This window comes from uncultured Cohaesibacter sp. (genome assembly GCF_963556055.3).
GTDB lineage: Bacteria > Pseudomonadota > Alphaproteobacteria > Rhizobiales > Cohaesibacteraceae > Cohaesibacter.
Genome location: NZ_CAUVYE020000021.1, coordinates 80,239 through 94,374, shown reverse-complemented (window position 1 = coordinate 94,374; position 14,136 = coordinate 80,239). Strand labels below are relative to the sequence as shown.

Genomic DNA, 14,136 nt, shown 5'->3' with positions numbered 1-14,136 from the left:
CGTCCAGAGATTAAATAGATCAAAAAAATTTTACGTGAAGGCTTTACACTTTTGGCGTGAATAATCCCTTCGTCTAAGAGGCGGAAAGCCCTTTCGGGCGACTGTTCCGGTCTCCAAATCCTTGCCAGAGGGCCCGTCCCGGATGCAGATGGCCATGCGAGATTCGGCTCTCTCTGACCGGATTACAGTTTGATACAATTTGCCAAGGGAGAGTTACACTTAGCCATATTCTGGAGAGAATTGTGGTTCATTCTCTCTGGCAAGCAAGACGAAGAATTTGGACGAGGCTCTTTCAGCATTTGCAAATGCGACTCGCAAAAGCTGGGCAAGCCGGGATCACACTCTGATCGGACAATGAGGAATTGGCCAGGCAGAGGAAACCCGCACACTTGTCCATCCTCAAGATCGACCTGTCCATTGACATGAACAAACGTGACATTACATTAATTTTATTAATCGTGATTGCATCAGCCAGGAATTGTCATTCAAATAGTGCTATAGTCGCAATGATATTCGAGTTTTAGGAGAAATCTGATGCGCAATATGCTGTTTTTGACCGCCATCGGTATTCTGACCAAATATGTTTTTCGCGCCTTTGCAAGCGTCTGTGAACGCCTGTAATCGGGGTCTTTACCGAACATCTTCCAATGAAAAACCCGAACCGAAAGTTTCGATCCGGGTTTTTGAACGCTGTTATTGATCCGCGTCTGTTGCGGGATCAGGCAGAATAGCTGAACAACAACGAGCCCTGGCCAGATACGTTGCCCTGAGCGCTGTAGCTGGTGGCATTCTGCTCTTGCAGTTGCTCAAGAAAACTTGCCAGCATATCACTTGTGCTGTCTTCGCTGCTGGTTTCAGAGGCTTCTCCCGGAGGAGGACCCGGAGGAGGGCCACCCTGAGGGCCTCCCGAACCTTGCGGACCGGCTTGTGCCATTTCTTCAAACAGATCCGAAAGCTCTTCAGCCTGTTCCTCAGTCAGATTGCCCGCTTCCACCTGCTCGGCGATCAGGCCGTCGATTTTTTCCTGAACTTCTTCCTGGCTTGGAGGGGCAGAGCCTGCTTCAGGGGCCGTGCTGCGCATCTCCTCGCTTATGTCGTCAAGGGCACTCGAAAGTGCCTCCTGGTCTTCGGTGCTAATTTCTCCCGATGCGACCAGGCTTTGCAGCTCTTCTTCCAGACGATCTTCCGGAGAAGTCGACTGCATTTGCTGCATTGTGCTAAATAGGTTCGTATTTAGCCCGCTGATTGAGGTCATTTGAACTATCCTTAAGGCTGTTCATCCAATGATTTCGAAGCCTGCCCTGCGGTTATCGTTGACTTGCGAGCCAAGAGTGCTACCAATTCGTTAAAGCGTTTTTAACCAAATGTGTCAGGATGTTTCTGTTTATATCAAATTGCGATTTAGAAACCTTCAGAAACGAAAACTCTTCAAAATCTGCGTACAAGGTAAAGGTTTCTTTGATTTTTGCACCGCTTGACCTCCATTATTAAAGAGATGAAGCCGCCCATAACAAAAAAGAACAGCCATGCAGAACCCCACACATATATTGGTCATCGAAGATGACACTGAAATTCAGACCCTCCTCGCTTCACTGTTACAGCGAAACGGATGGACAGCCTCGCTTGCTTCCAATGGCCATGAAGCAGATGCCATCCTGGCCCGCAGTTGTATCGATCTGATCCTGCTTGATGTGATGTTGCCCGGAGAGGACGGTCTTTCCATATGCTCGCGCCTGCGCTCCATTTCAACCATCCCGATCCTGATCCTCTCGGCCAAGGGAGAAGACATCGACCGGGTTGTCGGGTTGGAACTGGGTGCTGACGATTACATGTCCAAGCCCTTCAATCCCCGCGAACTGGAAGCCAGAATCAAGGCCATGCTGCGCAGAAGCCGCATGGCGGTCAAAGACAGCCGGATGCAGGCCCCCGTCCTCTATTTCGGCGGTAAATGGCAGCTTGATGTCAGGAAGCGCGAATTGTGCGACAACAATGGCGTTCAGACCCATCTGACCCCGGCCGAGTTCGACCTGCTGCGCGTCTTTTGTGAGCGTCCCGGCCTGACACTAACCCGCGAGCAACTGATAGAACTGACACAGGGGCGCAACTCTGGCGCCACGGAACGAAGCATCGATATCCTGATTTCCCGGTTGCGTCGCAAGCTGGAAAGCGGTGAGGGGTCGCAGAAGCTGATCCATACCGTCAGGTCTGGCGGTTATGAGTTCATTGCAGAAGTTGAAGAACACCGCGAGTCTGCATGAAAAAAGCCCTTTGGTTTGATTTTATAAACTCGATTGCAGGGCAGCTTCTGATTCTGCTCATTCTGGCCACTGTCCTGTTCCTGTCGGGTATCTATATCTCCATTCAGGCGGCGCGCGACGCGCCTCTCGCTCCGCCTGTCATGCTCTTTTCCGAGCGCCAGATCGGCATTGCCGAGGTCTTGTCTCTGGAGGATCCCGGAGATTATCGGGCGCATCTTGAAGAGCTGAAGAAACGTCATCCCAAAGTCACTTACAAGCTCCATCCCAAGGGCGAGTCGCTGGGGCACGATCTGGTCTGGGCCAAGGGACGGCACATCGTCGACAAGCCCTTGTCCGCAGCCCCGGGAGCCATAGCGCCAGCGCAATTGTTCAGGGAACCGCGGGACCGCATCCGCGAGCCGGGAGAGCCCGGATTTTTCGGTGTGTCCAACCCGCAAGAGGTCAGTCTGGTGATCTCTCGTCGGGTGGAGAAGAACGAAACGACCGACATAGCCAGGGTGACCCTCTTTGCTCTTATGCCAAGCGAGGAAGTCCTGAGCGCCTCGATCGAGGTGAGGGCAGGCGACCCGCCCAATCATCTGATTGAAAATACGCTGGTCTTCACGGTGGTCTGCATGCTGCTGTTGCTTTTCTGGGCGATCGTCTTCCTCATAAGACCGCTGAGAAAACTGGCATCGGTGACCAACAACATCGCCAAGGAAGATGTTGACCCCAAAAAGGTTGACGTGACAGGGCCGACCGAATTGCGCGCGGCGGCAAGCGCACTGAACAAGATGCAGGAACGCATCCACCATCTGATTGACGACCGCACCCGAATGCTGGCTGCCGTCGGGCACGATCTGCGCACGCCCGTGACGCGGCTGCGATTGCGTGCCGACACCGTTGAACCCGAGGAGGATCGGGCTGCATTCCTGCGTGATCTCAACATGATGGATGGCCTTCTGTCCCGGTTGATGGCCTATTTCAGCAAGCGCGATCTGTCTGATGAGCCCGTAAGGCTGGAACTGAGCAGTCTGGTGCACAGTCTGGCCTGTGAATGGAGTGATGCGGGCAATCCGGTTGAAATAACGGAACTGACCAATGTCACCATTCGTGCCAGGCCCAATGATGTCATGCGCATGGTCGATAATCTGATCGACAATGCCATCAAATACGCCGGTTCCTGCGAGTTGTCGCTGACAAAGGAAGGCGATTTCGCCTGTCTGAAAGTGATCGATCACGGGCCGGGTATCCCGCAAGAGGAAAAAATGCTGTTGCAACAGCCTTTCGCTCGCGGTGACAAGGCTCGCACCATGAATGGCGAACCCGGCTTCGGCCTTGGTCTTGCGATTGCAAGCAAGGTTGCCGAAAGCCATGATGCGACGCTGGATCTGCTGGATACGGAGGGCGGCGGCCTTAAGATTGTCGTTCGCTTCCCCTTGTCGGAATAGACAGGGACCCGCTTCAGACGTCCAGTTTGCTGGTATGCTTGACCGCGCGCAAGGTCAGGGTCGAGTTGACCCTGACCACACCGGGCAGGTTCGTCAGAATGTCATGGTGAATGCGTTCCAGATCCGCTGCATTGCGATAGATGACACGCAAGAGATAGTCATATTGCCCGGCAAGCAGGTAGCAATCCTGAATTTCGTTGATTTCCTTCACCGAACGCTCGAATCGCGCCAGCGTCTCGCGCCCCTGACCGTCAAGCGTGACAAACACGAATGCAACGCCCGAGAGACCGCAGGCCTTGACATCCAGCTGCATGTGATAACCTGCGACCAGCCCGCTTTCTTCCAGAATTTTTACCCGGCGCAAACAGGCCGACGGGGACAGATTGACCCTGTCGGCCAACTCCGCATTGCTTAGCCGCCCATTCTCCTGAAGCAGGTTGAGAATTTGCCGGTCTCGTCTATCTAGATCATCAAGTTTCATAAAAATTCGACCATTTTGAAATTCCTTGCAATATTATGCGAAAAAATCCGATGGAAACAAGGTTTTTTCGCCGCACATTGCGCAGATTTTGCGTCATCATTGATACGTTGTTCGATTTCCCAAAACAAGCAAGCAAGACAATTGCGCCGCTCTCATCCTTTCTGTCAGAGCGCCGCTGAAAGACTTGCAAATAACCAAAAAAAGCAATCACCACGGAGCTTAGAAAAATGCTTATCGGATGCCCTAGAGAGATTAAAGACCACGAAGACCGTGTCGGCCTCGTTCCGTCTTCCGTAACCGAGCTGGTCGCCAATGGCCACACGGTCATGATTGAAACCAATGCCGGTGCTGGCATTGGCTGTGCGGACGAAGATTATGTGGCAGCAGGTGCCACCATCGTTGCCACTCCGGATGAAATCTTCGAAAAAGCCGAAATGGTTATCAAAGTGAAGGAACCTCTGGCTGTCGAGCGTGCCAAGCTGCGCCCCGGTCAGTTGCTGTTCACCTATCTGCATCTGGCACCAGACGCCACCCAGACCGCTGATCTGGTCAAATCCGGCGCGACCTGCATCGCTTATGAAACTGTGACCAGCCCGTCTGGTGCTCTGCCATTGCTCTTCCCGATGTCTGAAGTTGCTGGCCGTCTTGCTCCGCAGGTTGGTGCTCAGGCACTTGAAAATAACGGTGGCGGCATGGGCGTCCTGCTCGGTGGTGTTCCGGGTGTCGATCCCGCTGAAGTCGTCATCATCGGCGCAGGCGTATCAGGCACCAACGCCGCCCGCGTTGCTCTTGGCATGGGCGCCAGCGTCACCATGGTTGACCGCAACACAGACGCCCTGCGCGCAGCCGTCGACCGGTTCGGCACCGCCATTCAGACCGTCTATTCCAACAAGGGCAACATTGCCCGCCTCGTGGAAAAAGCGGATCTGGTCATCGGCACGGTTCTTATCCCCGGTGCGGAAACTCCCAAACTTGTCACGCACGACATGATCAAGACTATGCGCAAGGGCTCTGCCATTGTTGACGTGGCGATCGACCAGGGCGGCTGCTTTGAAACGTCCAAGACAACCACGCACTCCGATCCGACCTATGTGGTCGATGGCGTCGTGCATTATTGCGTTGCCAACATGCCTGGCTGCGTTGCTCGCACCTCCACCTTTGCCCTTAACAATGCGACCCTGCCTTTCGCCCTCGCCCTTGCCAACAAGGGCTGGCAGCAGGCGCTCAAAGATGATGTTCATCTGCGCAACGGCCTCAATGTCCATGACGGCAAGGTTACCTACGAAGCCGTCGCCAAGGGCCTTGGCTACGACTATGTTTCCGCAGAAGCGATACTGGGTCTGTAAGATCCCGCAAACGACCGGCCGGCCCGAACGGGACTGCCGGATGTAGGTTTGCCCTCAATCATATGAAAAGACCCGGTTGCCTTGCAGCCGGGTCTTTTCATATGGTCATGCCGTCATGTGTGGGCGCTAGCAGGCCCGTGATTCAGGAAACCGGCCCTTTTGGCAGGCTTGGGCATAATGATTGCAGAAAATCTCGTCCCACCCCCGATCATAGCCTTCACGCATCATCTGAGCCAGTGGCCCGAAACAGTCCCAGCCCGAATGCACGAGCTTGACGAGGGTCTGGTGTTCCTCCATTTGCAGGAAACTGATCGCCAGAAGGGTATTATGCTCCTTGGGTTGCCCCATATGGAAATCGATTGCGAGTGAAAAGGGCGGAGCACAATCTGCGAAGTTGCCCCAGACATAGCGCGTATCATCCGCGCTGATCTCTATGATCGCGCCACCCGGAATCGGATCCGCTTCGATTGTTTTTGCCGGCTTGCCAACACTATGGGCAGAAATGGATCGCGTATCCAAAGGCCACCACGAGGCTATGCCGCTCGTGAACAGGCGGTAGGCGAAAGGCGCATCAATTGGCACTTCGATGACTTTGACAACCGGTTTAAGCATCTGGACATCTTGCAAAAAGGCGAAAGGAACAAGGTGAGAATACCGTTCCTGATCACCCGGAACAACAAGCACAAGGTAGGGAGGGGCGGACTGCGCATTTCCTTTGAGCTTGGAAAGTGAGTAAAAAATAGGCAGAAATTGAAAATCGGAAGCCTGTAGGGCTTGGTCCTGCTCTCATAGGTCGATCTGAAGAGAAAAAAGGGTCATCGGCTGCGGGCGAGAAATCACGGCAAACGCGCTCGAGGCCCCTTGCAAGGGCGAAGGTGGCTACGGGCCGGAATCACAAAAGCGCAGCAGTTCGGGAAGGCTGTAATCGCTCAGAATGGAGCAAGAGCCGCCCGCCCTTGATGCACGCCTGTCAGCTCTTCGCAGACAATCCTGTCAGGCAGCGTCGTTTGATTCCTGAATGACCGTTGCCGGGGCTGGCCCGTTCGGTGCCCCGGAGGAGGCCTGTTCCGCCTTCTTGCGGTGTCGGGTCATCAGCGGGCGCGTGGTTTTCAGGACACGGCCGAATGTATAGCCCGTCCGGTCTTCAATCCAGACCGCAGCGTGATCGAGCCACACGACATTCTTGCGCAACTTGCGAACCCAGTTTCGGCCCACACGACTGTTGGCGATGACGAGAAAGCAGCCAAGGGCCAGTAGCGGAACACCGGTGGGAATGGGGAGCCAGACAGTCGCCAGCCCGCCAATCAAACACAGGATGGCAAAGCCCAGAATAGCCCATTGCTTGAGATTGGAGATCACCGAAATCACACTCCCTGGCTGCGGATTTCGCGGCAATTTACCGCTCTGTTCAGTTCAAATATGCTTCATATATGTCAATTTAACGACAAACTGACAGCCTATCACCCCCGTGCAGACGCTTTGTCAGGATAGCGACCGGCTGCACCGTTGGCTTTAGAGATATGGGGTGATGCAAACCATATTTGAAGAGCTAAAAAGAGCTGCTGCGGCGAGCAAGACGGGCTTCAATGGGACGTGTCGTTTTCAGCACCCGCACCATGCGGGCCTGGCTCCTGTCTTCAAACCACCACATCTGGCGATCGACAAAAGACCATTTCCTGCGAATTCTGCGCACCAGAGCCCGCCCGTTGCGCGTATTGGCGATGAGCAGAAAGGTGGCAAATGTCATCAGAATCGCACCCAGCGGCAAAGGCGTCCAGACCGAGGCCATGCCGATCAGAAACAGGCAAATTGCAAAGGCAATAATCAATCCGCGTTTGAGCCGTGCCATCCGGTCACGTTCCTTTCGCTCTGTCCTAAGACGTGATGGTCTTCTAGTTGTTCGCTTAAGATCTAGTTACTTTTCCGGGGCTATCAAGTCCATGGGAAAATTGTAACCGGAAAGGGCGGACAGAGGACATCGCCGAGGACTGTCAGAATGCAAGGCACTCCCGGCCCAAGGCAGTCAGCGCTCAAGATGGGCGACACATTCAATATGTGGGGAATAGAGAAACTGGTCGACCGGCGTGACCGAGACAATCCGATAGCCTCCATCGACAAGAATGCGCAAGTCTCTGGCCAGCGTACCCGGATTGCAGGAAACCGCAAGCACGGTCGGGACTTTGGATTTGGCAATTTCCTCGCTCTGGGCCTTGGCGCCCGCTCTTGGCGGATCGAACACAAGGGCGTCGAATTTCTTCATTTCTGCGGCCAGAACCGGACGACGGAAGAGATCGCGCTTTTCCATCTTGATGCCCTTGAGGTGAGAGCCGAAGCGCCATGCCTTTTCAAGAGCCCGCAAGGCCGCATCTTCGCCTTCCAGCGCCCAGACCTGGGCCTTCGACGCCATGCGCAGGGCAAATGTGCCCGAGCCGCAAAAAAGGTCAATGACCCTTTTGGCATCGCCCACGCAGTCAAGCACCAACTGGGCCATGGCCATCTCGGCCGCCTCATCTGCCTGCACAAAGGCTCCGGCCGGAGGGCTCACCTGTGCCGCGCCCATCTGCAACAGCGGCGCACGCCGTTCAAGCAACACCTCGCCATTGGCCGAAAGACGCGCCAGATCCAGACCTTCAGCCATTTCCACGGCCTTGAGATAATCCTGCCCCTTGCTGAGATCCTTCACATCCTCAAGCGCCAGATCAACGCCCGTCATGGTGTGAAGCAGCGTGACGCGCGCCTCGTTTTTCTTGGTCAGAAACAGAGGCAGATAGTCGGCGAGCCTTGGCAGCAATGCGTTGAGTTGAGGCACAAGCAAGGGGCAGTGCTCGATATCGGCAATGCGGGTCGAGCGTGCCTCGTGGAAGCCAAACAGCAGTCTCCGATTGATCAGCCTTGCTGTCAGAACCGCTCTGCGTCTGCCGCCCGGCCTGGTCAGCACAGTCGGAGCAATCTCCACCGCCTCAAAGCCGCGCGAAGAAAGAGCGTCCTGAACGAGCGAACGCTTCCAGTCTCCATAGGCGGCAGGTTTCATATGCTGCATGGCGCAGCCGCCACAGGTTTGAAACAGCGAGCAGATGGCATCCGCCCGCATTGGAGACGGAGACAGGATTTCTTCCAGCTCGCCGCGATCGCCCATGGGCGTTATCCGTGCGCGCTCGCCCTCGAGCGTGTAGGGCACATAAAGGCTCTGACCATTGTGGTAGACGATGCCATCGCCCTTGCCGCCAAGCTCGTCAATCGTCACTTCAATCGGATCTGTCACGCGTCTTCGTCGTCCCTTCAAATCCGGCCTCTATAGCCGGATCAGCGATAAAAATCCAGCGGATTCGCTGTTTCGACATTGTAGCCGCATCGAGGGAATTAAAAAGCGGTTTGACAACAAAAAGCCAATCCGGTTGATCAATTCTCCCTGCAATATGGATACAAATTGTCGCACCTCTCGAAGAGTCTTAACACGACCATGGGTTGTGTCAATGATTCATTTATTAAGTATCTGAAAAAACAGCAAGAAAACAAATGTGAGAGATTTGGCGGGTTAACCATGAAATCGAGTTGTAGGTATTTTTTACCGCAAGTTTACCCCCTTTGGTTAGAAATCTCCAAAAAACAAAAAATGCGGATTTATGCCTTTAGAGCGGTTTTGGGTGTGCCAGCTTCAAAGAAAGGCGAACGGAGTATCTCAGGAGACCATCGTGGACATCAGATTGATAGCGACTATTGCAGCGCTTTTTCTGTTCTCTTTCAATGCGGGAGCACAGGAACAATCAACCTTTGAAATGGAGCAGCCTTGGCGGATCGCCAAGCTCAGTGGCACCGCGAAGATTGCAGCACCCAATCGCGAAGCCATGCTCATCCGGCCCAATCGGACGCTTTTCGCGGGCCAGACCCTTTATACGGGTGCGCGCACCCGTCTATTGCTGACCAATGGCAAGCAGCGCATTCAAGTGAGTTCGAACTCTGAACTCGCCTTGCCCAAGGCGTCTGACTATGACCCGTCCATGACGGTTATCCTGCATAGGAAGGGCACCATTCATCTGACCGTCGACAAAAGGAAAAACACCCATTTTCAGGTCAAAACGCCCTATATGGTCGCGGCTGTGAAAGGCACCGAATTCTCCGTTTCGATTTCTGAAGGTCTTGCCGATGTGCGAGTGCATAGCGGTGTCGTCGAGGTTGAGAACAAACTGGGTGACGAGAAATTTGATGTCCGCGCCGGAGAAACCGCAGCCATCGATCTTTCCCATCTGAGCCGAGACACCAAAACCAAGGCGCAACGGGCGTTCGTCTCGGGAGCCGAGGATCCGGACGAACTGGAAGCGGCGCCGACGCATATGGTTTTTGTCACGCGCGGGGAACAGGTCTCCGACGTGTTGATGCCAAAGAATCTCAAGCAGCAGGCTGAAGACGCGGACGAGCCGGACGGTGTTGTCGACACGCTTGGCAAAAAGGCCTCGCATCTGGTCAAGCCGATGACGACTGTCGTGGGTGGTTGGTTCGGCTCGATATTCAACTGGATCAACGAGATGATCCTGATGGCGGTCCTGCCGCTTTGGACGGCGATTGTCGAACTGCTCGCTGGCGTCAACTACTGGCTTCGCATTGTGATGATCGCCGTCGTTGTCGGCCTTGTGGCCGGACTTGGCTCGATCACCTATTATGTAAGCCGGCGTCGATGAGAGTGACGCCTGTTGTTGAGGTCTTGGGTCGCAAAGATGCTGACCTCAAATGAAAAAAATCCGCCGGGCGATGAGGCCCGGCGGATTTTTTAACGAGTGAATGGCCTTCACTGGAAGCTTGTCGAGACCTCGAATGCTGTCTTCAACAGACAGGGAGGCCTTTTCGCGGATCAGCCTTTCTGCTTTTCCCGTTCGACGGCTCTCCAGCCGATGTCCCGGCGACAGAAGCCATTGTCCCAGCGCACCGCATCCACGGCCTTGTAGGCAAGGGCTTGCGCCTCTGTAACAGAGCCCCCTCGCGCACAGACATTGAGCACACGACCACCTGTTGCCAGCAGCTTGCCATCCTGTTCCGCCGTGCCCGCATGGAAGATCAGGACTCCGTCAAGCGCTTCGGCCTCTGACAGATCAGCGATCACTGTGCCTTTTTCATAAGATCCCGGATAACCTTTGGAAGCAAGCACCACATTCATGACCACATCGTCAGACCATTGCGCTTCCTTGCCTGCAAGCGCGCCTTCCGCGGCGGCAAGCAACAGCTCCAGCAAATCGCTTTCAAGCCGCATCATCAGGGTCTGGCATTCGGGATCTCCGAAGCGAACATTATATTCGATCAGTTCCGGCCCCTTGTCGGTGATCATCAAGCCGACAAACAGGATGCCGACAAAGGGGGCACCACGGCTCGCCATGCCCTTGAGGGTCGGTTCGACAATGCGCTCCATCACGCTTTGGACCATGGCATCGCTCATCACCGGAGCGGGACTATAGGCACCCATGCCACCGGTATTGGGGCCGGTGTCGCCTTCTCCAACGGGTTTATGGTCCTGAGCGGAAGCCAGATAAAGCGCGGTCTTGCCGTCACAAAGCGCGAACAGGCTGGCTTCCTCGCCCTGCAAGAAGGCTTCGATGACCACTTCGGCACCGGCCTCGCCAAAGGCCCCGTCGAAACAGTCGCGAACGGCCTTTTCCGCTTCCTCCTCGCTCATGGCAACCGTCACGCCCTTGCCCGCAGCCAGGCCATCGGCCTTGATGACGATCGGAGCCGGATGATCGCCAAGATAGGCCAGAGCCGCGTCCAGAGTATCGAAGCGCGCATAGGCGGCGGTCGGGATGTCGAATTCGGCGCAGAGATCCTTGGTGTAACCTTTCGATCCTTCCAGTTGCGCCGCCTCCCTTGTTGGCCCAAAGGCCTTGATGCCTGCGGCCATGAGACTGTCTACAAGGCCATCAACGAGCGGGGCTTCTGGGCCGACCACGACAAAGTCGATTGCCTTGTCTGCGCAGAAGGAAATGATCGCCTGATGATCGCTTTCCTTCACATCGGCTTTCGTGGCCAGCTGCAACAGGCCCGCATTGCCCGGCGCGACATAGAGCTGGCCCAGTCTCGGTGATTTTTTCAAGCCATAGGCGAGCGCATGTTCGCGTCCGCCAGAGCCGATGAGAAGAACGTTGAGGCGATCGGTCATCTGGGCCACCTTTTGAAAAGCACCTGACAAAGCAGGCCATCGGGGAAACGGGATCATTGGGTTGACGTCTGCTACCCTCGGGGCGGCGCAAAATCAAGCCCATTGCATGAAACTAGCTCTTATTGTCAGCCATTTTGACAGACTGTGACGCAATTTGGCAGCGAACGGCGTGGCTTCGCTCTCATCTCTCGTCTCAATCGCGATAAGGTGGCAACACGCCTTCGCTGTGTCTTGTGGTTCAAAATCGCTCGCAAATCACACAAGAAAGACTATATACGCGGTTGACGAAATAGTGGCCTTCAAGGCATGTCTTCTACATAATAGGGGGACGCCGACGGGGCGTGGGGCCATGACCGAGCATATTACAATGAAGAATGACATACCACTGACAGAAGGGGCGCGTCGCGGACGCGGTCAAGGGCCACTGGGCCGACAGTCTGCTTCCTGCCTGGTTCCGGCCCTATGCGCGTCTATCACGGCTGGAGCGCCCCTGTGGGCTGGTGGCTTCTTCTCTGGCCCTGCCTCTGGTCGCTGACGCTGGCGGTGGCCACGATGCCTGCCGAAAGCCTGCCCTCTCTGGTGACAATCCTCTGGTATGGCGTGGCTTTCTGGCTTGGCGCGGTCGCAATGCGCGGTGCGGGATGCACCTATAATTGATCTGGTCGATCAGGGAATTGACGAACGCGTGGAGCGGACCCGTTCAAGACCGCTTCCAAGCCATCAGGTTTCCCGCCGCAAAGCCTGGGGCTGGCTGAACTTCCAACTGCTGGTCGGTGGCTTTGTTCTGCTCCAGTTCAACGACTATACCAAGCTGCTTGGCCTTTCCTCGCTGATCGTCGTGGTCATCTATCCTTTCATGAAACGGATCACCCATTGGCCGCAACTGGTCCTCGGACTGGCCTTTTCGTGGGGCGCTCTGGTCGGTTGGACGTCAATCACGGCGCGGCTTGATGTCGCACCGGTCCTGATGTATGCCGCCGCTGTTGTCTGGACCATCGGTTACGATACGATCTATGCCCACCAGGACAAGGAAGATGACGTCATGATCGGCGTCAAATCCACCGCTCTGCTATTCGCCGAAAACACCAAGATCTGGCTCGGAGCCTTTTATGGCATCATGATTCTCTTCATGACCGCCTGCTTTGTGATGGCCGGGGCCAGTTGGCCCGCCTATCTCGGGCTTGCTCTTGCGGGTATGCACATGGGCTGGCAGATCTGGAAGCTTCAAATCAACAATGGCGCTCAATGCCTCAACCTGTTCCGCTCCAACACGCAGGTAGGCTGGATCCTGTTTCTGGGTATACTCGCCAGTATCTGGATCTGATCGGGCAGCCCCTGGTCCGGTTGAGAGATGTCAGCTCTTGACGGCCCCGAGCAGATATTCCGCATTGCCGTCACCGCCGAGAATCGGGGAGGGGATGAGCGACAGGCTCTTCCAGCCTGCAACGGCTTGTTCTTCCTCGCCATCGATCCATTTGGCAATTGCTTCGGCTGCCCGTTTTCCCTCATCTGCATCGCGCACAAGACCGCCTTTGCCGATACCTTCCTTGCCAACCTCGAATTGCGGTTTTGACCAGCAGGATCGCCACAGAACCGGGGCTCGGCCATCAGAAGAGCAGGCGGCAGGGCCAGCCTCAGGGAAATAAAGGACACATCACTGACAAGAAAGCTGAAGGGGTCCGGCACATGGCTGCGGTCGAGCTGGCGCGCATTGATCCCCTCCAATACCGCCAGCTGCGGATTGCCTCTGAGGCTCGGATGCATCTGGTCATGGCCGACATCAATGCCATAGACCATGCGGGCCCCTCTCTCGAGCAGCACCTGACAGAAGCCGCCGGTAGAGGCGCCAATGTCGACGCAGACCTGATCCCTCGGATCAAAGCCGAAATGCTCCAACCCGTGAAGCAGCTTGAGCGCCGCACGCGACACATAGGCGGCGGCCGGATCTTGCTCTTCGATGCGCATCCCCTCGTCAACCATCTGGCTGGCCTTGCTGGCCCGTTGACCATTGACCGAAACATAGCCGCGCTTGATCGCATCGCGTGCTCTGGCTCGGGAGGCGCAAAGGCCCCGTTCGACCATTGCCTGATCAAGGCGCATTCTGCTCATGGAAAAAGGGTCCGCTGGTCTGGTTGATGAAAAGGCGACAGCGCCATTAATCACAGCCATCCGCAGCTTGCAAGCCTGAGATCAAAGGGGAGGAAAGAAAGGGGCAAGGGCTAAGGGGCGGAGGACATAGGAACGCCAGAGTCTGGGAAGGAGCAGGGTTATAGGAGCAAAACAGCCCCGGGAAAGGACGCGGGGTACAAGGCGCACCGACGAGTATGGGTAGGCCTCTTCCCACCTAAAGCTATTAGGCGATCAGGTCATCACACTATCAGGTCATCAGACGATCTTGCCATCATGCTATCAGAGTATCAGGCGATCAGGGGCCAAGGCGCGTCCTTCCCGGTCCGTCAAGAGGCAAGCAGCCCGAGAC

Annotated in this window: 11 protein-coding genes and 2 pseudogenes; 5 read left to right on the top strand and 8 right to left on the bottom strand. The window is 55.5% G+C overall.

What is annotated here, in order from left to right; all coding sequences use genetic code 11:
- Window positions 1-718 precede the first annotated feature (718 nt).
- Window positions 719-1,204 (bottom strand): hypothetical protein, encoded by a 486-nt coding sequence (locus ACHZB8_RS14690; RefSeq protein ID WP_316861414.1) that lies wholly within the window; start codon window positions 1,202-1,204, stop codon window positions 719-721.
- Window positions 1,205-1,526: 322 nt separating this feature from the next.
- Here ACHZB8_RS14690 and ACHZB8_RS14685 point away from each other — a divergent pair, with 322 nt between their 5' ends.
- On the top strand, window positions 1,527-2,258 hold the full coding sequence (locus ACHZB8_RS14685) for a response regulator transcription factor (RefSeq protein WP_316861412.1): 732 nt from the start codon (window positions 1,527-1,529) through the stop codon (window positions 2,256-2,258).
- The gene (locus ACHZB8_RS14680; RefSeq protein ID WP_316861410.1) at window positions 2,255-3,688 is read left to right on the top strand and encodes an ATP-binding protein; all 1,434 of its coding nucleotides are present in this window, start codon (window positions 2,255-2,257) and stop codon (window positions 3,686-3,688) included. Before ACHZB8_RS14685 ends, ACHZB8_RS14680 begins: the two co-directional genes overlap by 4 nt.
- A 13-nt stretch (window positions 3,689-3,701) precedes the next feature.
- Here ACHZB8_RS14680 and ACHZB8_RS14675 read toward each other — a convergent pair whose 3' ends face one another.
- Window positions 3,702-4,169, bottom strand: a complete 468-nt coding sequence (locus tag ACHZB8_RS14675) for an Lrp/AsnC family transcriptional regulator (protein WP_316861408.1) — start codon at window positions 4,167-4,169, stop codon at window positions 3,702-3,704.
- A gap of 227 nt (window positions 4,170-4,396) precedes the next feature.
- On the opposite strand from ACHZB8_RS14675, the gene ald reads away from it, so the two are divergent.
- The gene (gene ald / locus ACHZB8_RS14670; protein ID WP_316861406.1) at window positions 4,397-5,515 is read left to right on the top strand and encodes an alanine dehydrogenase; all 1,119 of its coding nucleotides are present in this window, start codon (window positions 4,397-4,399) and stop codon (window positions 5,513-5,515) included.
- Between the two features lie 126 nt (window positions 5,516-5,641).
- Here the strand turns inward: ald and ACHZB8_RS14665 are convergent, their stop codons facing one another.
- From ACHZB8_RS14665 to ACHZB8_RS14650, 4 genes are all read right to left on the bottom strand, one after another.
- Window positions 5,642-6,127, bottom strand: a complete 486-nt coding sequence (locus tag ACHZB8_RS14665) for an SRPBCC domain-containing protein (RefSeq protein ID WP_316861405.1) — start codon at window positions 6,125-6,127, stop codon at window positions 5,642-5,644.
- Between the two features lie 381 nt (window positions 6,128-6,508).
- Window positions 6,509-6,874: a hypothetical protein gene (locus tag ACHZB8_RS14660; protein WP_316861404.1), complete on the bottom strand. Its 366-nt coding sequence runs from the start codon at window positions 6,872-6,874 to the stop codon at window positions 6,509-6,511.
- Window positions 6,875-7,064: 190 nt separating this feature from the next.
- The gene (locus tag ACHZB8_RS14655) at window positions 7,065-7,364 is read right to left on the bottom strand and encodes a hypothetical protein (RefSeq protein WP_316861403.1); all 300 of its coding nucleotides are present in this window, start codon (window positions 7,362-7,364) and stop codon (window positions 7,065-7,067) included.
- A 174-nt stretch (window positions 7,365-7,538) separates the two neighbouring features.
- On the bottom strand, window positions 7,539-8,777 hold the full coding sequence (locus ACHZB8_RS14650; protein WP_316861401.1) for a class I SAM-dependent RNA methyltransferase: 1,239 nt from the start codon (window positions 8,775-8,777) through the stop codon (window positions 7,539-7,541).
- A gap of 430 nt (window positions 8,778-9,207) precedes the next feature.
- On the opposite strand from ACHZB8_RS14650, the gene ACHZB8_RS14645 reads away from it, so the two are divergent.
- Window positions 9,208-10,191, top strand: coding sequence for a FecR family protein (locus tag ACHZB8_RS14645; protein ID WP_316861400.1), 984 nt, complete (start codon window positions 9,208-9,210; stop codon window positions 10,189-10,191).
- Between the two features lie 170 nt (window positions 10,192-10,361).
- Here ACHZB8_RS14645 and purD read toward each other — a convergent pair whose 3' ends face one another.
- Entirely contained in the window at window positions 10,362-11,657 is a 1,296-nt protein-coding gene (gene purD, locus ACHZB8_RS14640) for a phosphoribosylamine--glycine ligase (protein ID WP_316861397.1), read from the bottom strand.
- A 437-nt stretch (window positions 11,658-12,094) separates the two neighbouring features.
- Here purD and ubiA point away from each other — a divergent pair.
- Window positions 12,095-12,981, top strand: a pseudogene (gene ubiA / locus ACHZB8_RS14635) (4-hydroxybenzoate octaprenyltransferase).
- Window positions 12,982-13,011: 30 nt separating this feature from the next.
- On the opposite strand, the pseudogene ACHZB8_RS14630 reads toward ubiA, so the two are convergent.
- Window positions 13,012-13,766: pseudogene (locus tag ACHZB8_RS14630) on the bottom strand (TlyA family RNA methyltransferase).
- Window positions 13,767-14,136: the final 370 nt, after the last annotated feature.